General features: G+C 60.8%; 17 protein-coding genes. 7 read left to right on the top strand and 10 right to left on the bottom strand.

Features of this window, described 5'->3' with window-relative positions:
- Nucleotides 1-39 precede the first annotated feature (39 nt).
- The gene (gene lptG / locus GH659_RS10480; RefSeq protein WP_153111356.1) at nt 40-1,113 is read right to left on the bottom strand and encodes an LPS export ABC transporter permease LptG; all 1,074 of its coding nucleotides are present in this window, start codon (nt 1,111-1,113) and stop codon (nt 40-42) included.
- On the bottom strand, nt 1,110-2,189 hold the full coding sequence (gene lptF, locus GH659_RS10475) for an LPS export ABC transporter permease LptF (RefSeq protein WP_153111355.1): 1,080 nt from the start codon (nt 2,187-2,189) through the stop codon (nt 1,110-1,112). Before lptF ends, lptG begins: the two co-directional genes overlap by 4 nt.
- Before the next feature lie 72 nt (nt 2,190-2,261).
- On the opposite strand from lptF, the gene GH659_RS10470 reads away from it, so the two are divergent.
- From GH659_RS10470 to GH659_RS10440, 7 genes are all read left to right on the top strand, one after another.
- On the top strand, nt 2,262-3,758 hold the full coding sequence (locus GH659_RS10470) for a leucyl aminopeptidase (RefSeq protein ID WP_153111354.1): 1,497 nt from the start codon (nt 2,262-2,264) through the stop codon (nt 3,756-3,758).
- A gap of 22 nt (nt 3,759-3,780) precedes the next feature.
- Nucleotides 3,781-4,200 (top strand): DNA polymerase III subunit chi, encoded by a 420-nt coding sequence (locus tag GH659_RS10465; RefSeq protein ID WP_153111353.1) that lies wholly within the window; start codon nt 3,781-3,783, stop codon nt 4,198-4,200.
- Between the two features lie 5 nt (nt 4,201-4,205).
- A complete protein-coding gene (locus GH659_RS10460; protein ID WP_153111352.1) occupies nt 4,206-4,724 on the top strand; it encodes a hypothetical protein in 519 nt (172 codons plus the stop codon).
- A gap of 97 nt (nt 4,725-4,821) precedes the next feature.
- Nucleotides 4,822-7,638: a valine--tRNA ligase gene (locus GH659_RS10455; RefSeq protein WP_153111351.1), complete on the top strand. Its 2,817-nt coding sequence runs from the start codon at nt 4,822-4,824 to the stop codon at nt 7,636-7,638.
- A gap of 267 nt (nt 7,639-7,905) precedes the next feature.
- On the top strand, nt 7,906-8,625 hold the full coding sequence (locus GH659_RS10450) for a winged helix-turn-helix domain-containing protein (protein WP_153111350.1): 720 nt from the start codon (nt 7,906-7,908) through the stop codon (nt 8,623-8,625).
- Nucleotides 8,625-10,046 (top strand): ATP-binding protein, encoded by a 1,422-nt coding sequence (locus tag GH659_RS10445; protein ID WP_153111349.1) that lies wholly within the window; start codon nt 8,625-8,627, stop codon nt 10,044-10,046. The genes GH659_RS10450 and GH659_RS10445 overlap by 1 nt, the downstream gene beginning before the upstream one ends.
- 252 nt (nt 10,047-10,298) lie before the next feature.
- On the top strand, nt 10,299-10,547 hold the full coding sequence (locus GH659_RS10440) for a hypothetical protein (protein ID WP_153111348.1): 249 nt from the start codon (nt 10,299-10,301) through the stop codon (nt 10,545-10,547).
- 317 nt (nt 10,548-10,864) lie between these two features.
- Here GH659_RS10440 and GH659_RS10435 read toward each other — a convergent pair whose 3' ends face one another.
- The 8 genes from GH659_RS10435 to hemA form a co-directional block, all read right to left on the bottom strand.
- Nucleotides 10,865-12,196 carry a mechanosensitive ion channel family protein gene (locus tag GH659_RS10435; protein WP_153111347.1) on the bottom strand — a complete coding sequence of 444 codons (1,332 nt, stop codon included), beginning with the start codon at nt 12,194-12,196 and terminating at the stop codon, nt 10,865-10,867.
- A 58-nt stretch (nt 12,197-12,254) separates the two neighbouring features.
- Nucleotides 12,255-13,511, bottom strand: coding sequence for an RsmB/NOP family class I SAM-dependent RNA methyltransferase (locus tag GH659_RS10430; protein ID WP_153111346.1), 1,257 nt, complete (start codon nt 13,509-13,511; stop codon nt 12,255-12,257).
- A 2-nt stretch (nt 13,512-13,513) separates the two neighbouring features.
- Nucleotides 13,514-14,551: a DUF3108 domain-containing protein gene (locus GH659_RS10425; protein WP_153111345.1), complete on the bottom strand. Its 1,038-nt coding sequence runs from the start codon at nt 14,549-14,551 to the stop codon at nt 13,514-13,516.
- 1 nt (nt 14,552) lies between these two features.
- On the bottom strand, nt 14,553-15,215 hold the full coding sequence (gene purN / locus GH659_RS10420) for a phosphoribosylglycinamide formyltransferase (protein WP_153111344.1): 663 nt from the start codon (nt 15,213-15,215) through the stop codon (nt 14,553-14,555).
- Nucleotides 15,215-15,538: a Grx4 family monothiol glutaredoxin gene (gene grxD, locus GH659_RS10415; protein ID WP_153111343.1), complete on the bottom strand. Its 324-nt coding sequence runs from the start codon at nt 15,536-15,538 to the stop codon at nt 15,215-15,217. The genes purN and grxD overlap by 1 nt, the downstream gene beginning before the upstream one ends.
- Nucleotides 15,539-15,618: 80 nt before the next feature.
- Nucleotides 15,619-16,461, bottom strand: a complete 843-nt coding sequence (gene prmC / locus GH659_RS10410; protein WP_153111342.1) for a peptide chain release factor N(5)-glutamine methyltransferase — start codon at nt 16,459-16,461, stop codon at nt 15,619-15,621.
- The gene (prfA, locus tag GH659_RS10405) at nt 16,458-17,540 is read right to left on the bottom strand and encodes a peptide chain release factor 1 (protein WP_153111341.1); all 1,083 of its coding nucleotides are present in this window, start codon (nt 17,538-17,540) and stop codon (nt 16,458-16,460) included. Before prfA ends, prmC begins: the two co-directional genes overlap by 4 nt.
- 57 nt (nt 17,541-17,597) lie before the next feature.
- Nucleotides 17,598-18,860: a glutamyl-tRNA reductase gene (hemA, locus tag GH659_RS10400; RefSeq protein ID WP_153111340.1), complete on the bottom strand. Its 1,263-nt coding sequence runs from the start codon at nt 18,858-18,860 to the stop codon at nt 17,598-17,600.
- Nucleotides 18,861-18,895: the final 35 nt, after the last annotated feature.

Here is an 18,895-nt window from a genome sequence, read left to right as displayed (position 1 = left end):
CCACGCGCAGTGGTCGGCGTTATTCAAACGCCGGCGCCATTACCGTCGCTCAACCCACCAGATCATGGCCGCCGCAGCCAGCATAAACAAGACCGATGGCGTCACCGCGCTTAACATAGGGGACCAGCTATTGATTGCCCCGAGGTTGGAAAAAAGCCCATTCAGCATGTAAAAAAGCACACCGATCATGACCCCCGAGAAAATCTTGAAGCTCACGCCCGCGACACGGTTGTGCGTGTAGCCGAAAGGCAATGCCAAAGCTACCATAACCAAGGCTGCCAGCGGGTAGACGACCTTCTTCCAGAGAGCAATGTCATAGCGCTCTGTTTTCTGGTTATTCTCGGCAAGATGCTGGATATACGACGACAAGTGCAGCAGGGACATCCGCTCCGGCGCCACCATCAAGACTGAGAGAATGTCCGGATTGAGCGCCGATTGCCATTCCAAATCCGGCACTTTGATAACCTCGGCGCGCTCTCCGTGCAACACGGTGCGCACCACGCCAGTGAGACGCCAACTGGCAGGAGGCAAGTACGCCCCTTCGGCCGCCTCGGTAACCGATCGCAAGCGGAAGGCTTCATCAAAATCGTAGATGCGGATGCCGCGCAACCGCGTATCGGGCAGTACGAGTTGGACATTGATAAATCGCCGCTCATCCTTCACCCAAAGTCCGCTGCGCAACTCCTGCTTCACCGCCTTTCCCCGCTCCTGAAGCCGCATTTGCTGTGCCGCTCGCTCCGAAGGCGGCGCCACGACCTCTCCAACGAAAAAGGTCACCAAGGCAAACCCGAACGCCACGGTGAGCAGCCCTGCCAAAAGCCGCCCCGTCGACAACCCGGACGCGCGCAAGACGGTAATCTCTGAATGCCGCGCCAAGGTAGAGAGGGCATAGAGCGTACCGATCAGAACGGCAATCGGCATTAATTCATACACACGCCCCGGCATCCGGAGAAGAACGAAGGCAATGGCATGATGCAACTGATAGCCGCCCGATCCGACATTCTTGACCTCCGCAATCATGTCGAAAAAGCCGAATAGCGCCAGAAAAGCAACCAGGACCAGGGCAATGGCGCCGGACACCTCCTTAGCCAGATAGCGACGATAAATATTCATCTGAAAAACAAGGGGAAGGAGCGAACCGCAATCCGGCGGAAGAAAAGCACGGGCAGTAGCAAGAGCATGAACAAGTGCACGCCGATCAAACCGGCCGCAAACGAAATTCGCCCGCTCGCCACCCACGCCTGCACAACGGTCATCAGATTGTTATAAACAAGGTAGGTAAATATCGCCAACAACATGTTGGCCGACCGGCCGGCGCGCGGATTGACGAAAGACAAGGGGATGGCCAGCAGGGCCAGCACAACGGCCGAGATCGGCACACTCAGACGCCATAGCAACTCGGCACGATAGGATGGAACATCCTTCTCAAGCAATTCAAACGTCGGGGTGTTCTTTGACGTCCGCTCAATCCCGCGCGCCTCCTTGGTTTCAACGCGCAGCGCATAGCGCCCATATTCCAGCACACGGAACTCTGGTGTTCCCGGCTCAACCTCATACCGACTGCCATTTTCAAGCACGATAAAACGATCACCGTTCGATGCCGTTTCCTGATAGCCACGTGCCGCCATCGTCACACCGAGACGACGATTCTGCACCGAAGACACGAACACGTTCTTCACATAAGACGCATCATCGGCAACAGCTTCGACAAAAATGACCCGGTCACCGGAGGATGACTCCTGAAACGCACCGGGCGAAGCCTGGCTTGCGTCCCGCTGACTCTCCAGATTCCGCCGATACTCCGCACTTTGCGACAACGCCCAAGGCGAAACAAACAGCGAAAGCCCGCCAATTGCCACCACCAACGGAAGAGTGAACACCAGCACAGGACGAATCCACGCCAGCAAGGAAATTCCCGACGAAAACCAGACCACCATCTCGGAATCACGATAGCTGCGGGACAATGACAATAGGATCGCAATAAAGGCGGCCAAAGACAACAGCGCAGGAATGTAGTTGAGTGCGGAAAACCCGAGCAGCGCAACCACCGCCTCCGGCGCAATCGAACCTTGCGCCGCTTCGCCCAGAAAACGAATCAACTGGGTTGTCAGCAGGATGGCAAAAAGCGCAACAAAGACGCCAGCTGCGGAATGGGTAAATTCGCGCCGGGTAGCGCGCTGAAAGATCATTTTTTGACTTTGCCGAAAAACTGCAGGGATAATCAGTCTCTGATCAAAACCACGCTGCCAGAGGAGAAACCGGTGGAATTTAGCATAAAAAGCAAAAACCCGGAGAAACAGGAAAGCGCCTGCGTTGTCGTCGGCGTCTTCGAATCGGGAAAGCTCACGACGGCCGCCGGAGCGATCGATAAATCATCGAACCATTATCTCAGCGACGTCATCCGTCACGGCGACATGAATGGCAAAGCCGGCTCGACGACGCTCCTCAGAGACGTTCCGGGAACCGCATGCCAACGCGTTCTTCTGGTTGGCCTCGGCAAGGAAAAAGAGTTTCGCGAAAAAGAGTACGGCGCGGCCATCCGAACAGCAGTCAAATTCCTGAAGGACACCGGCGCCACCGATGCAGCGCTTTTTCTGACCGAAATACCGGTCAAGAAGAAAAGTGTGGCCTGGCGCATCCGGCAAGCCGTCATCATCACCCGCGAAACGCTCTACCGTTTTGATCAATTCAAAAGCCAGAAGAACAACGAATTTCTGCTCAAAAGAATTGATCTTGCCGTCGATCGAAAAACAAAACCGGTGATTGCGGAAGAAGCACTGGCACAAGGACAGGCCATCGCCGAAGGCGTTGCCCTCGCCCGCACGCTCGGCGACCTGCCCGGAAACATCTGCACCCCTGCATACCTGGCCGACACGGCAAAACGAATCGCCGCAGACCACGCACTCGAATGCGAGGTTCTCGAACGAAGCGACATGGAGTCGCTCGGCATGCATTCGTTGCTCTCGGTAGCCAAGGGCTCGCATCAGCCGCCCAAGTTGATCGTACTGCACTACAAGGGCGGCAAGGCAAACGACAAGCCGGTCGTGCTCGTCGGCAAGGGCATCACCTTCGACACCGGAGGCATTTCGCTCAAGCCGGGCGAAGGCATGGATGAAATGAAGTTCGACATGTGCGGCGCGGCAAGTGTGCTCGGCACGATCAAAGCCGCCGCGCTCATGCAGTTGCCGCTGAACCTGACGGTGATCGTACCATCGGTCGAAAACATGCCCGGCGGCAACGCCAGCAAACCGGGCGACATCGTCACCTCGCTCTCCGGCCAAACCATCGAAATCCTCAACACGGATGCCGAGGGGCGTCTCATCCTGTGCGATGCGCTGACCTACGCCGAACGTTTCCACCCCACGGCTGTCGTCGATATCGCCACCCTGACCGGCGCCTGCGTCATTGCATTGGGCCACGTCGCCAGCGGCCTGTTTGCCAACGATGACGATTTCGCCGCCGAACTTCTCGCCATGGGCTCCGAAGCCGGCGACCGCGCTTGGCACCTGCCCCTCTGGGACGACTACCAGGACCAACTGAAGAGCAACTTTGCCGACATGGCCAACATCGGCGGCCGACCGGCGGGCAGCGTTACGGCCGCCTGTTTCCTGTCGCGGTTTGCGAAAAAATTCACGTGGGCACACCTTGATATTGCCGGCACGGCCTGGAAATCAGGCGCTGAAAAAGGCGCCACCGGCCGCCCCGTCGCCCTGCTCACGCACTTCCTGCTCAACCGCGCCGGGAAGCTCGAGAATTAACCAACGGTTGGCCCTACATCAAGTGACCCGCATCTTTTTTTACCACGGCGCCAGCGACCGCATTGCCGCCATGGCCACCCTGATCGGCAAAACCTGCAAGCAAAAAAAGGCATTGCTGGTTTACGCGCCGGACAAGGTGGCCGCCGACGGACTCGACCGACGCCTGTGGACACATCCGCCGACCAGCTTCACCCCCCACGTGCGCGGTGATTCCCCCCTGGCACCGGAGACACCAGTGGTAATCACTGACGCACTCGACGGGCTGGCACACAACGAACGTCTGTTCAACCTCTCCAACGACATTCCTCCCGGCTTTTCACGCTTTACCAGCGTCATTGAGGTGGTCGGACAAGAGGGGGCGGAAAGGTTGGCGGGAAGGGAGCGCGTCAAGTTTTACAAGGATCGCGGCTATGAGATTCACTATGTCAATCTCGCGGAGTAGACGTCATGGCTGAAACCCCGGACATCGTCGAGCGGGCCGACTCGTTCATGCAACGCCGGCGCCGTTTCGTCGCCAACCGACCGGCAGAACCTACCCCCGCCGAGGACACAGAACCCGGCGACAACACCGCGCCGCCAGACGAATCCGACCTCAGCGCCGAAAACGGCCTGGACTTCGACGAAGACATTCCGGTTTTGACCGAGGTTATTCTTCCGGACGAAACCAGCCTTGCCGAAGCTGACGACCGGGTTGAGCCCCTCCTCCTTTGCCCAAACACAGCCCGCGCCGAAGCAGACGCCCCGCCCGCCTTCCCGAGCGACGAGGAAATCGAGGCTTTGGCCCTCGACATCGCCCAAACAATTGACCTGCAACTGGCCTACGAGCTTCCGACACTGCTCGAAGCGACGCTGTGCAAGGTAAGCGAGGAATTGCGGATCGGCATCGCCGCAACGATCGAAACAGCGTTGCGCAACTACCTCACCCAACGCAACACCAAGGCGGCCGAAGACGACCAAGCGGACTGAAGCTTCCTCATCCTGAGCACCTCAACACCATCGCCCCGGTGCAAAGGAGCCTTCCGGTATAATCGCGGGTTTTCCTCATTACCCTACCCCGCATCCTATGGAACTCGCCAAAAGTTTTGAACCGGCCGACATCGAGCGCCGCTGGTACCCCGAATGGGAGGCCAAGGGCCATTTCGACGTCGGCCTCGATGCAAACAAATCCGACGCCTTCTGCATCCTGCTGCCGCCGCCCAACGTCACCGGCACGTTGCACATGGGCCATGGCTTCAACCAGACGATCATGGACTCGCTCACCCGCTACCACCGCATGAAGGGCGACAACACGCTGTGGCAGCCGGGCACCGACCACGCCGGTATCGCCACGCAGATCGTCGTCGAACGCCAGCTCGACGCGCAGGGTATTTCGCGCCACGACCTCGGCCGCGAGAAGTTTCTCGACAAAGTCTGGGAGTGGAAGGAATACTCGGGCAACACCATCACCCGCCAGATGCGCCGCCTCGGCACCTCGCCGGACTGGAAGCGCGAGCGCTTCACGATGGATGCGGGCCTCTCCAAAACGGTCACCGAAACCTTCGTGCGCCTCTACAACGAAGGCCTGATCTACCGCGGCAAGCGGTTGGTCAATTGGGATCCGAAACTGCACACCGCCGTTTCCGACCTCGAAGTCGTGCAGGAAGAAGAAGACGGCTTCATGTGGCACATCCGCTACCCGTTGGCCGATGGTTCGGGCAGCCTGGTCGTCGCCACGACCCGCCCGGAAACCATGCTCGGCGACACCGCCGTGATGGTGCACCCGGAGGATGAACGCTACAAGGACATGATCGGCAAGCTGGTCAAGCTGCCGCTGACCGATCGCGAAATCCCGATCATCGCCGACAGCTACGTCGACCTCGAATTCGGCACCGGCTGCGTCAAAGTCACGCCGGCGCACGACTTCAACGACTACGCGGTTGGCCAGCGCCACAAGCTGCCGATCATCTCGATCCTGACGCTCGACGCCAAGATCAATGACAACGCCCCGGAAAAATACCGCGGCATGGATCGCTTCGACGCGCGCAAAGCCGTCGTTGCCGACCTCGACGCCCTCGGCATTCTGGAAAAGACCGACAAGCACAAACTGAAGGTGCCACGCGGCGACCGCACCGGTGTCGTCATCGAGCCGATGCTCACCGACCAGTGGTTCGTCGCCATGTCGAAGCCCGGTGCCGACGGCACCAGCATCGTCGGCAAGGCGCTCGAATGCGTCGCTTCCGGCGAAATCAAGTTCGTGCCGGAAAACTGGGTCAATACCTACAACCAGTGGCTCAACAACATCCAGGACTGGTGCATCTCGCGGCAACTCTGGTGGGGCCATCAAATTCCGGCCTGGTACGGCGAAAACGGCGAAATCTTTGTCGCCCACAACGAGGAAGAAGCGCGCGCCCAAGCCGACAAGATCGGCTACGCCGGCCCGCTGATGCGCGACCCGGACGTGCTCGACACTTGGTACTCGTCCGCCCTGTGGCCGTTCTCGACGCTCGACTGGACGCCCGAGTGGCCAGCCAAATCGAACGACGCGCTCGATCTCTACCTGCCGTCGACGGTGCTCGTCACCGGCTTCGACATCATCTTCTTCTGGGTAGCGCGCATGGTCATGATGACCAAGCACATCACCGGCAAGATCCCGTTCAAGCACGTCTATGTGCATGGCCTGATCCGCGACGCGGAAGGCCAGAAGATGAGCAAATCGAAGGGCAACGTGCTTGACCCGATCGACCTGATCGACGGCATCGGCATCGAAGACCTGGTCAAGAAGCGCACCACCGGTCTGATGAACCCGAAACAGGCCGAGCAGATCGAGAAGCGCACGCGCAAGGAATTCCCGGAAGGCATCCAGTCCTTCGGCACCGACGCCCTGCGCTTCACCTTCCTGTCGCTGGCCAGCCCCGGCCGCGACATCAAGTTCGACCTGCAACGCTGCGAGGGCTACCGCAACTTCTGCAACAAGCTGTGGAACGCCACGCGCTTCGTGCTGATGAACGTCGGTGACTACGACCTCGCGCTCGACAAATGCCCCGACACGCTCGCCGTCTCGTTCGCCGACAAGTGGATCGTCAGCAAGCTGCAGCGTACCGAAGCCGAAATCGCCCAGCACTTCGCCGAGTACCGCTTTGACCTGCTCGCCCGTGCCATCTACGAATTCGTCTGGGACGAGTTCTGTGACTGGTATCTCGAACTCGCCAAGGTGCAAATCCAGAACGGCACGCCGGAGCAGGCCCAGGCCACCCGCCGCACGCTGGTGCGCGTACTCGAAGCCGTGCTGCGCCTCGCCCACCCGCTGATTCCGTTCATCACCGAGGAACTGTGGCAGGCGGTCGCCCCGCTCGCCGGCAAGAAAACGCACGAAACGGTCATGCTCGCGGCCTACCCGGTTGCGCAACCGGCCAAGATCGACGAAGCCAGCGAAGCCAAGGTCCAGCAACTCAAGGACATGGCCTACGCCTGCCGCAACCTGCGCGGCGAAATGAACCTGTCGCCGGCGCAGAAAGTGCCCCTGATCGCCAACGGCGACGCGCCCCTCCTCGGCGAGTTCGCGCCCTACCTCAAGGCACTGGCCAAGCTGGCGGACATGCAGATCGTGGAAACCGGCTTCGAGAAGCTCGTCGATGAAGCAGCCGCACCGGTCGCCGTTGTCGGTGAAACGCGCCTGATGCTGAAGATCGAGATCGACGTCGCCGCCGAGACCGAGCGCCTGACCAAGGAAATCGCCCGCCTCGAAGGTGAAATCGCCAAGGCCAACGCCAAGCTCGGCAACGAAAGCTTCGTCGCCCGCGCCCCGGCACAGGTCGTCGAACAGGAGAAGAAGCGCCTCGCCGACTTCGTCGCCACGCTCGACAAACTCAAGCCGCAGCTGGAACGCTTGAAGCGCAGCTAAAGGCAAAACGCCCCAGCCAAAAACAGCCGGACTTGCCCTGCGCAACCGGCTGTTTTTTCGTCCAATATGCCAGCCCCCGGCAAACAGGCGAGGACTCCATGTCCGGCAGCCCTATCGAGAGATAGTTCGCGTTATCTTCATCTTGCTTCTCGGCTTGAACGGCGGGCGGACCAAGACACAGCCTGATTGGCGCTGCCATCCGCCGCCCCTTCAAGTATCATTCGCGAATCCGATTTTTGCCGGCCATCCAAAGGCCATGATCACGCCATGAAGACACGCATCCTGTTGGTGGAAGACGACGAACGCCTTGCCAACCTGACCGCCGAATACCTGCGCAAGAACGAATTTGAAGTCGCCATCGAGGCGCGCGGCGACGTTGCCGAGAATCGAATCATCAGCGAAGACCCGGATCTTGTGATCCTTGACCTGATGCTGCCCGGCAAGGACGGCTTCGAGATTTGCCGCGGCGTACGCGAAAAATACAAGGGCGTCATCCTGATGCTGACGGCTCGCGACGAAGATCTCGACCAGATTCTTGGACTCGAACTCGGCGCTGACGATTACATCGCCAAGCCCGTGCAGCCGCGCCTCCTTCTGGCCCGCATCAAGGCTTTACTGCGGCGGGCTCCGACGGTCGGCGACACCACCGGCGCAGGTGCCGAACATGGCGAGACCACCGAGCTATCCTTCGGCAATTTCAGCATCAGCCAGGCCACGCGCAGCACCCATCTCGGCAATCAGACCGTTGACCTGACCACCGCTGAATTCGACCTGCTCTGGCTTCTGGCCAGCCACGCCGGCAACATCCTTTCGCGCGACGACCTCCTGCAACAATTGCGCGGCATTGGCTTCGACGGACTCGACCGCTCTATCGACGCGCGCATTTCACGTCTGCGCCGGAAACTCGGCGACGACCCGGAGAACCCGACGCGGATCAAAACCGTGCGAGGAAAAGGTTACCTCTTCAGCAAGCACGACTGGCAGTAATGACCAGCACCACCCGCAACAACAAGCTGCTTGGCATCATCGGACGCTACAAGCCGTCCACGCCCTGGGGCGACGGATACAGCCTGTCGCGCCTGTTCCTGAACTTCTACCTGCTGGTGATGGGGTCGTTCGTCGCCGTCGCATTCTTCGCCGACTTCCTCATTTCCAGCGCCCTGCGCGGCATCACGGACGACTACACGAGCCGTTTCATGCGCGGAACGATCGTCATGATCGAGGACGAGCTTTTCCGCAAGCCGCGCTCTGAATGGACCAACACCATCAAGAGCCTGGACGAGAAGTTTTCCTACCGCCTGAATATCGTCGACCGCTGGTCGCTGAAACTCCCGCCCAAACAGGCCGAAAAACTGGACGCCGGCGAACTCGTCATCCTCGCCGAGAAGGACATGCTCTATCACCGGCTCAAACTGACGCCGCAGATTCTCGTCGTCGGACCGTTGAGCCCTGACATCAACCCCGATCGCCCGCGCGCGCTACCGCTCGATCTGCGCATCCGGCTGCTGACTTGGAGTCTGATCGGCCTCTTTCTGGCCATTGCCGTGTGGTTCTGGGTCAGACCCGTGTGGCGCGATCTGGAAGCCCTGCGCAAGACCGCGCGCGCACTCGGCGAAGGGCATTTCGAACGACGGGCGCCGCAAGCGCGCAGTGCCGCATTTGAACCCCTGATGCAGACGCTCAACGGCATGGCTGAACGCATCCAGCGCCTGATCGCGACGCAAAAGGAATTATCAAGCGCCATTTCGCACGAGTTGCGAACCCCCATTGCACGCCTGCGTTTTGCGCTTGAAATGATTGCCGAAACATCCGACCGCGAAGAGCGGGAACGGCTATGGTCGATGATGGAAGACGACATCGACGAACTAGACAATCTCATCGACTCGAGTCTGACCTATGCGCGTTTCGAGCGCGAACAACCCGAACTGAAACTCAAGATGGTCGACCTCGCGCCCTGGCTCGAAAATGAGGTCGACTCCATCCGCATTCTCAACCGCAATCTGAAACTCGATATCAGCGTCAGCACGCTTGCGCTGCCCTCGATGCTGCGCGTTGAACTCGATCAGAAGAGTATGCCGTACGCGATCACGAATTTGCTGCGCAATGCGCTCAAATACGCAAAATCGAAGATCGAGGTCAACGCCGAGGTCGCCGGAGATCACGTTCGGATTCACGTCGACGACGACGGAATCGGAATCCCGGAAGAGGAAAGACAATCGGTATTCACCGCGTTCACCCGGCTCGACCGATCACGCGATCGCTCGACGGGTGGCTACGGCCTCGGCCTGGCCATCGTGAAACAAGTCCTGGAGCAACATGGAGGGACCGTTCACGTCGACCAATCCCCGCTCGGCGGCGCCCGATTCACCATCGACTGGCCCGTGTTACAAAACGTCACGCAAAATTGACGGAAAACCGCAGGACGTTAGTCGACTACAAAACTATCATGAGTGGATTACGGGCTTCGCAACATCCATTCCCGATGCGACACATCCGATGAATCTTTCGATGATCCGCCCCTCCGTTCCATCCTTGCACCCCACAGCCTTACGCCCACTCCCCCACTCTGCCTTAGGCGATGGTTGCCAGTGTTATTCCCCGTTTCTTCTCTGCGCGCAGGACATCCCGCACAAGGACGAAACTCTCGACATTGAGATGCCATGAAAAACACCCACCCGTTGCCTGCCAAACCAGTGCATTTCCCGGTTGCCGAGGGCGTTGGCATCTTTATTGGGGTCGTCGCGTGGGATTTGCTCAGCGAAGGCGCAATCGAACTTCTGAAAGCGGCCCTGATCGCCGTACCGACATCGCTCATCTGGTATGCAGCGCGTTTATGGAAACAACGCTGCCTGGCAAAACCGGGAAAATCGGGAAGCTCGATCCAGCCCAAGAAAGGCCACCTGCAGTAACCATTGCGCTGGGTCCGCTCAATCTGAACCAGCGACAACTGCGCTCCCCAATACGCAACACAACTCCCACGCAGCAACGCCCCGCAAGCCTGTTACATTCCGTCACGCAAACAATGCACAAGGGGAACAGACCGGATTCGGGCAGTTTTTTATACTTCAGCCATTGCTTCAGCGTCCCCGCTGACAATGTTTGACCCTCCCTGACCTATCGCAAAGATAGGATCTTTATCCCGGACCGAAAACAGTCCGGGATTTTTTTTGCCTGTTTTCGGCGGGACGCAACCATAGAAGCGATACACGTTCGCCGATCAACGCACTCACGCGTTCAACGGCTGGCAGTCCCCCACTGGCTTGTCGAGAATTCGAACTTCGCGCTGAGGGAAGGGAATCTCGATGCCGTTTTCCTTGAAGGACTTCCAGATGGCCAGACTGACATCCGAGCGCACTCCACCGGTCCCGACTTCCGGATCGGCCACCCACAGGCCAAGTTCAAGATTGATACCGCTGTCGGCAAACTCGGTCAGCAAGACACCGGGCTCGGGATCGACCAGGACGCGGGGATGCTGGCACGCGGCTTCCTGCATCAGCTGCATGGCTTGCTCAAGATCGGTGCTATAGGCCACCTGAACTTTCACCGGTACCCTGACCCGGGTATCGGAAAACGACAAATTGCGCACCATGTTGCTGACCAGATGCTCATTCGGAATGATGACCTCGACACCGTTCAGCGTCCGCAATACCGTGTAACGCGTCGTGATCTGGGTGATCGTTCCGCTCGTCGCATCATCCACGGCAACGAGATTGCCAAGGCGAATCGAACGGTCGAGCAGGATGATGAAGCCGCTCACGTAATTGCTGGCGATCTTCTGCAAGCCGAAGCCGAGACCGACCGCCAAGGCGCCGCTGAACACCGAAAGCGCGGTCATGTCGATGCCGACGAGCGACAGGCTGATCAACAAGGCGACGATCGACAGCGCGGCCTTCGCCGCCCGCCCAAGTACTTCGCGCAGATTGCCGTCCATGTCACGCGCCGCCATCAGGCGTTTTTCAACGAGGCTGGCAATCCAGAGCGCGACGAGCAGCGTGCCGCCAATAGTGACCGTTCCGCTCAACAGCATCCACAGATCGAATTTCTGCTTGCCGACGCTGAATGTAACTTCTTCCAGCGCATCGATCACGAAGCGCGACATCCCGCTAAGTTCGATGACCAGACAACTCCAGATCGTCACCGTAATCAGCCGCTCGAAGCTCGTCAGGAAACCGCCGTGCGAGAAAACGCAGCGCAGCACGTAGACGAGAATTCTGACCAGCACCCACGTCATCAGCAGCGGCGCAGCCAGATAAAGCAGGCTGAGATGCCCCCAGCCGAACGCCACCAAGGTCTGGCGCAGGGAAAAGACCAGCACAACCGCAAGCAGGGGGAAACCGATCCGTTTCAGACCACCCTCGCCAAAAGCGCGCAAACCCGCCACGGTTGAGTCCGCTGGCGCACCGGCCGCACCCGCCGCCTTGGCCTTATTCAGCCACAATGAAAGCCAGCGCGAGAAGACCAGAATCAACACCAGCGCGCCTAATTCCCAATAGAACTCGGGATGCGAAACATCACCCCACAACTGGTGCAACAACGCAAAGATCTTCTTCTCGTTCATGAAAACTCCATCACTGACGCCACGCCATGCGCTCAACCATGCCGACGCACTGGCAAACTCACTGACGCTCCATCACGGCGGCAAAGAAGCCGTCCGTTTCATGCCGGTGAGGCAGCAGGCGCAAGTACTCGCCACAATCGATCTCGACCCCCTGCTTACGCAGGACGTCCTCGGCCGACAGGCTGACAAATTCGGGATGCGCCGCCAGGAATGCCGCCACCACCGCGGCGTTCTCGGCGTCGAGCAGGCTGCAAGTGGCGTATACCAGCCGACCGCCTTTTTTCACCAGAGTCGACGCGGCGGCAAGAATCGACGCCTGCTTGGCGGTCAATTCCGCGACGCTCTCCGGCCTCTGCTTCCACTTCAGGTCGGGATTGCGGCGCAGCGTGCCGAGGCCGGAACAGGGGGCATCGACGAGAACCCGGTCGAGCTTGCCGGCCAAGCGCTTGATCTTGATATCGTGTTCCGACTCGATACGGACGGGATGCACGTTCGACAGGCCTGAGCGGGCCAAACGCGGCTTGAGCTTCGCCAGACGCTTTTCGGCGACATCAAAAGCATAAAGGCGCCCCTGCGAGCGCATCATGGCGCCGAGCAGCAGCGTCTTGCCGCCTGCGCCGGCGCAGAAATCGGCCACCATTTCACCGCGCTTCGGTTGCAACAGAAAACCGAGCAACTGGCTGCCCTCGTCCTGCACCTCGATGCTGCCATCGATGAACAACGGGTGCTTGGAAAGCGACGGCTTGCCGCCCAAACGAATGCCGATCGGCGAATAACGGCCGGGAGCCGCCTCCAGACCGTCGGCCTTGAACCGCGCCAGCACCGTATCGCGGTCGGCCTTGAGCGTATTGACCCGCAGATCGAGCGGAGCCGGTTGATTCATGCTGGCCGCCAATGCCTCCAATTCACCGGCATCGAACTGCGCGGCAAGTGCCTCATACAGCCAGTCGGGCAAATCGAGCCGGACAGCGGCCGGCAATTCATCGAGCCTGACGGCCTTGGCCTGCGCCAGCCATTTGCCTTCCGACTCACTCAGCACGCCCTCGAGCTCGCGCCGGTTCATGCCCTGCACGCATGCGAGGTTGGCCAGAATCAACCGGCGCGACGTCACATCATCGAAACAACGCGCCGCGAGCGAGCGCTTGCGACGGAGCACGGAATAAACGGTTTCGGCGATAAAGCCGCGGTCGGCATGCCCAAGCTCACGGTGCTGACGAAAATAGTGCGAAACCACGGAGTCGGCCGCGAAGGACGTACGTAGCAATTCCGAAAGAAGCGACTCGGCATGCTTGAGTTGAGCGGATGTAAAACGCATTGTTATTGTTCCAATAGAATTTCGGTGGCGACTTGAACGTAACTGTCGCCCCTGTTATCGACGTAGCGGATTTTAACCGGCAGCATTCTGAAATCGTAAGCCAGCCAAAGCTCGGTCGCCGACCGCCCCTCCTCGCCTGGCGTCCGCAAATGCAGCGTATGCAGCACCATTTCGCCACTTGCCGGAACCTGAATGTCTTCATCGCCCACCACTTCAAAACGATAAAGCGCGTATTTTTTCCCGGTTGCAACAGGCAGCGTCGAGCCTGCCGCCGGCAGCGCCATAAGCCCCAACTGGTAGTTGAACGAGAGCAGATCCTGGGCGCCGGCCTCAAGCGGCTGCGGCGCTTTTTTGCCAACCGTAAGCAACCTGTTTTCCCAATCGAAAACGGCCCGCTCACGCGTCTCCTGCCCATCACGGCGCACGCTGAAGCGGTCCGGACGCAGGCCGGTTTCAACCACTTGACCAACACTCTCCATTTCAACGCTGACCGACTTGAGCAGCCAGGCAAGGCCGGTCGTCTGAGCGAGCGAGTGCAAACGATAGCGCCCCTCTTCGACCCACCACTCATGCCGGGCAAAGCCGATCTCGAAATTGCTGTCCCCGCGATCAATCCGGAAGCGGATCACGCCATGCGCAGACAGGCGGGAAGCCGTCGGCGACGGTTGACTGTCGGATGCGGCCGCCGGGATTTCAGCCTCCTCTTGCGGCGAACGCGCCTCCGCAAGAGGAGCCTCGCCCCCTGCGCCGGGCATCGCCAAATCGGGAAGCGCATCCCCGGTAGCGAGGACGCCGGGCGCCGGAGGCGTTTGCACGGCTCTCGGGGCCGCCTTCTTGTGGGCGCTTTTAGCCGCCGCCTTGCCGGCGACCGGGATCAGCTTCGGCCGAACGCTCACCTCCGGCGCCGGTTGCAACGGCCTCAGTTCGGCCACGAGCGGAGGAAGCTCGGGCTCTCCGGTTAAGTCGATGTCCGGCCCGAAAAGCGCGGCCAGATGGATGCCGAACGACGCGGCCAGAGCCAGCAAAAGGGCGGCGGACATCTTAGCCCGGCCGGGCGGCTCCCACCGCCGGAGAAATCAGGAGGGACTCGCCCCCCTGTTCAGCGTCGACGGCCACCCGCCCGCCGATGAGGCGCAAGCACCCTTCGGCAAACCAGCGAACCGCGAGCGGGTAGACCCGGTGTTCCTGCGCCAGCACGCGCGCGGCCAAGGCGTCTTCATCATCGCCATCGAGCACCGGCACGGCCGCCTGGACGATGATCGGCCCGTGGTCGAGCGCCGGGGTGACAAAATGCACCGTACAGCCGTGGATTCGCACGCCCTCCTCCAGCGCCCGCTGGTGCGTATGCAAGCCCGGGAACGATGGCAGCAACGACGGATGAATGTTCATCAACCGTCCTTCGTAATGGCAGACAAAGCCGTCGGTCAGGATGCGCATGAAACCCGCCAGCACCACGAGATCGGGCGCAAAGGCATCGATCGCCTCAACCATCGCCGCATCGAACGCTTCCCGGCTCGCGTACTGTTTGTGGTCGATGACACGCGTTGGCACGTCCCGCGCCGCGGCGATATCCAGCCCTTTGGCGTCGGGCCGGTTGGAGAGAACAGCGGCCACGCGCACGGGCACCGCGCCCGACGCCACAGCGTCGAGCAGCGACTCCATATTGCTGCCACGGCCGGATATCAGAATGACGATCGATTTCATCAGTCCGGAGCCGCGATGCCTTCAAGCAGCTTCTGCAACTCGCCGCTGTGATACATCTCGCGCATGATGTCGCAGCCACCGACGAATTCGCCACGGATGTAAAGCTGCGGGATGGTCGGCCAATTCGAGAACACCTTGATGCCGTCGCGGATGGCCGGGTCTTCGAGCACGTTCACGCTGAAAAAAAGCGGAAGGTTACAGGCTTGCAGAATTTGCACGGCGGTTTGCGAGAAGCCGCACATCGGCGCGCGCGGTGATCCCTTCATATAAAGCACCACCGGGTTGCTCGTCACTTGCTCTTTGATCAGCGCCTGCACGTCCATGGATATCCTCTATTGGGTCGAGTAAAACAATCGAAAAAGTGTACTGGTGCGATCTCTGCGGCGCAACCTTTGCCCAGCCATTACAGATGGCCGCCGCTCACCCGCTCGATGTCCGCGCCGTCCCGCCAGGAATCCACCCCGGCGAAACCGCGCGCGCGCAGCAGTTCGCGCACTTTGACTGCCTGATCGTAGCCGTGTTCAATCAACAGCCAGCCGCCGGGACGCAGATGCGCCGGCGCGCCATCGATCAGGATACGGATGCAAGCCAGCCCGTCGCCGCCCGCCACGCCGTCGGTCAGCGCGTGCTGCGGCTCGAACGGCAGTCCGTTCAGTTGCAGGTGCGGATCGCCGTCGACGACATACGGCGGGTTGGAAACGATCAGATCGAAGCGCTCGTCGCCGAGCGGCGCGTACCAGTCGCCCTCAAGAAAGCGGACATCGACGCCATGACGCGCCGCGTTGGCGCGGGCGACGGCGAGCGACGCCGGCGAGATATCGACCGCCGTCACGCTCGCCTGCGGACACAGCTTCGCCAGCATGATCGCCACGATGCCCGAGCCGGTGCCCAAATCGACGATGCGTGGCACGCTCAACTTTTGTGTGCGTTCGAGCGCCTGATCGACGAGCACTTCGGTATCCGGCCGCGGAATCAGCACGTCCGGCGTCACCGCGAATTCGCGGTCGTAGAACCAGGCGCTGCCGGTCAGATAGGCCAGCGGCTCGCCGGCCTCGCGGCGCGCCAGCAATTCGGCCAATCGCTGCGCCTGTTCCGGCGTCAGCAGTCGCTCGGGATGCGCGATCAGGTCGGTGCGCGTGCAGCCGCAGACGTGTTCGATCAGCAACCGCGCGTCGAGCCGGTCGATGCGCTGGCAAGCCTCGCGCCAGACGTCGCCGAGGCGAACGCCGTTTCCCGCTTCGCTCATTCCGCGTCAGCCAGCGCCGCCAACTGCTCGGCCTGATGTTCGGTCGACAGCGCTTCGACCAATTCGTCGATATCGCCGTCCATGATCGAGTCGATCTTGTACAACGTAAGGTTGATGCGGTGATCGGTCACCCGCCCCTGCGGGAAGTTGTAGGTGCGGATGCGCTCCGAACGGTCGCCGCTGCCGACCAGACTCTTGCGCGTCGAGGCGATCTTGGCGTTGTGCTCGCGCTCCTGCGCGTCGCGGATGCGCGAGACGAGCACGGCCATCGCCTGCGCCTTGTTCTGGTGCTGCGAACGGCCGTCCTGACATTCGACGACGGTGCCGGTCGGCAAGTGCGTGATGCGCACCGCCGAATCGGTCTTGTTGATGTGCTGACCGCCGGCGCCGGAGGCACGGAACGTATCGATGCGCAGGTCGGAAGGATTGATCTGCACGTCTTCGAGCGCATCGGCTTCCGGCATTACCGCGACGGTGCACGCCGAAGTGTGGATGCGCCCTTGTGATTCGGTTTCCGGCACGCGCTGCACGCGGTGGCCGCCGGACTCGAACTTGAGCTTCGAATAGACGCCACTGCCGGCGATGCGGGCGATGACTTCCTTGTAGCCGCCCAGCTCCGACTCGTTGGCCGAAACCACCTCGACCTGCCAGCGCTTGCGCTCGGCGTAGCGGGTGTACATGCGGAACAGGTTGCCGGCGAACAGGGCCGACTCGTCGCCGCCGGTGCCGGCGCGGATTTCGAGGAAGACGTTGCGCTCGTCGTTGGCGTCCTTCGGCAGCAGCAACTTCTGCAATTCGAGTTCGAGCTCAGGCAGCCGTTCGCGCGCGGCTTTCATCTCCTCCTCGGCCAGCTCCTTCATTTCCGGATCAGCCATCATTTCCTGCGCCGAAGCGAGATCGGCCTCGGTCTGCAGCCAGGTCTTGTAAAGCGCGACGACGGGGCCGAGCTCGGCGTGTTCGCGCGTCATCTTGCGGTACTGGTCCATGTCCCGCGTCGCCTCGCTGCTGGCCAGAATGCGGTCGAGCTCTTCGAGCCGGTCGCCGAGGTTCTCAAGTTTGTCGCGAATACTTTGTTTCATGGAATCGAATCCGTAAAAGAAGGCCGCGCCGAAAAGACGACGCCGCCGGACAACACGCTAATCGGCACTCCGGCCATCGGGATGCAGATGAAACAGGCGCGTCACCATCGCCTGCAACTCGCTGCGGTCGCCGTCAGACTGACTCAGAGCCTGCGTCGGGGCATGCAGGAACTTGTTGGTCAGCCGGTGCGAGAGCTGCTCAAGCACATTTTCGGCATTCTCGCCCCGCGCCAGCAATTTAAGCGCGTGATCGAGCTCATGCCGACGCATGCGCTCGGCCGCATCGCGCAGCGAACGGATCACCGGCACCGTCTCGCGCGTCTGCAGCCAGCCGAGGAAATTTTCGACTTGCGCCTCGATGATCGCCTCGGCGTCGACCACGGCCGACTGCCGTGATTCGAGTCCGGACTCGACGACCTGCGCCAAATCATCGACGGTATACAGGAAAACGTCGTCGAGCTCGCCGACTTCGACTTCGATGTCGCGCGGCACTGCGAGATCGACCATGAACATCGGCCGGTGCCGCCGCGCACGAATCGCGCGCTCGACGAGCCCGAGGCCGATGATCGGCAACTGGCTGGCCGTGCAGGAAACCACGATGTCGAATTCGGCCAGCCGCTCGCCGAGGTCCTCCAGGCGGATGGCCGTCGCCTCGAAGCGGTCGGCCAGCGCCCGCCCCCGGTCGATCGTGCGGTTGGCGACGACGATCTGCTTCGGCTTCTGCGCTGCAAAGTGCGTCGCGCACAGGTCGATCATCTCGCCGGCACCGATGAACAGCACGCGTTGCTCGGAAATCCGCTCGAAAATCCGCTCTGCGAGCCGAACGGCGGCGGCCGCCATCGACACGATGTTGGTACCGATCGCCGTCGTCGAACGCACATCCTTGGCCACCGCGAACGAATTCTGGAAAAGCTTGTGCAGCGTCGTCCCGAGCGCCCCGGCTTCGCGCGCAAAACGCATCGCTTCCTTCATCTGGCCGAGAATCTGCGGCTCGCCAAGCACCATCGAATCGAGCCCGCTGGCGACGCGAAAGGCATGACGCACCGCGTCCTTTCCCCGATGCGTATAGAAATACGGCTGCGCCTCGGCAAGCGGCAAGCGACGGTAAGCGGCCAGCCATTCAAGCACCTGATGCGGCGAATCGGCCTGACAGTAGATCTCCGTGCGGTTGCATGTCGACAGGATCGCCGCCTCGAAAACCCGGGCACTATCAGCCAGATCGGACAGCGCACGGTTCACTTCTTCCGGATGGAAGGCGACTTGCTCCCGGACCGAAAGCGGCGCTGTGCGGTGATTGATACCGAGGGAAAAAAGCGCCATGCGAGGAATCGGGAAAAGGGCCGGGGAACACAAAA

Origin of the sequence: Propionivibrio limicola (genome assembly GCF_009469695.1) — a bacterium.
GTDB classification, from domain to species: Bacteria; Pseudomonadota; Gammaproteobacteria; order Burkholderiales; family Rhodocyclaceae; genus Propionivibrio; species Propionivibrio limicola.
Note: the sequence above shows the minus strand (reverse complement) of the source record. Positions and strands in the feature narration are given on the sequence as shown.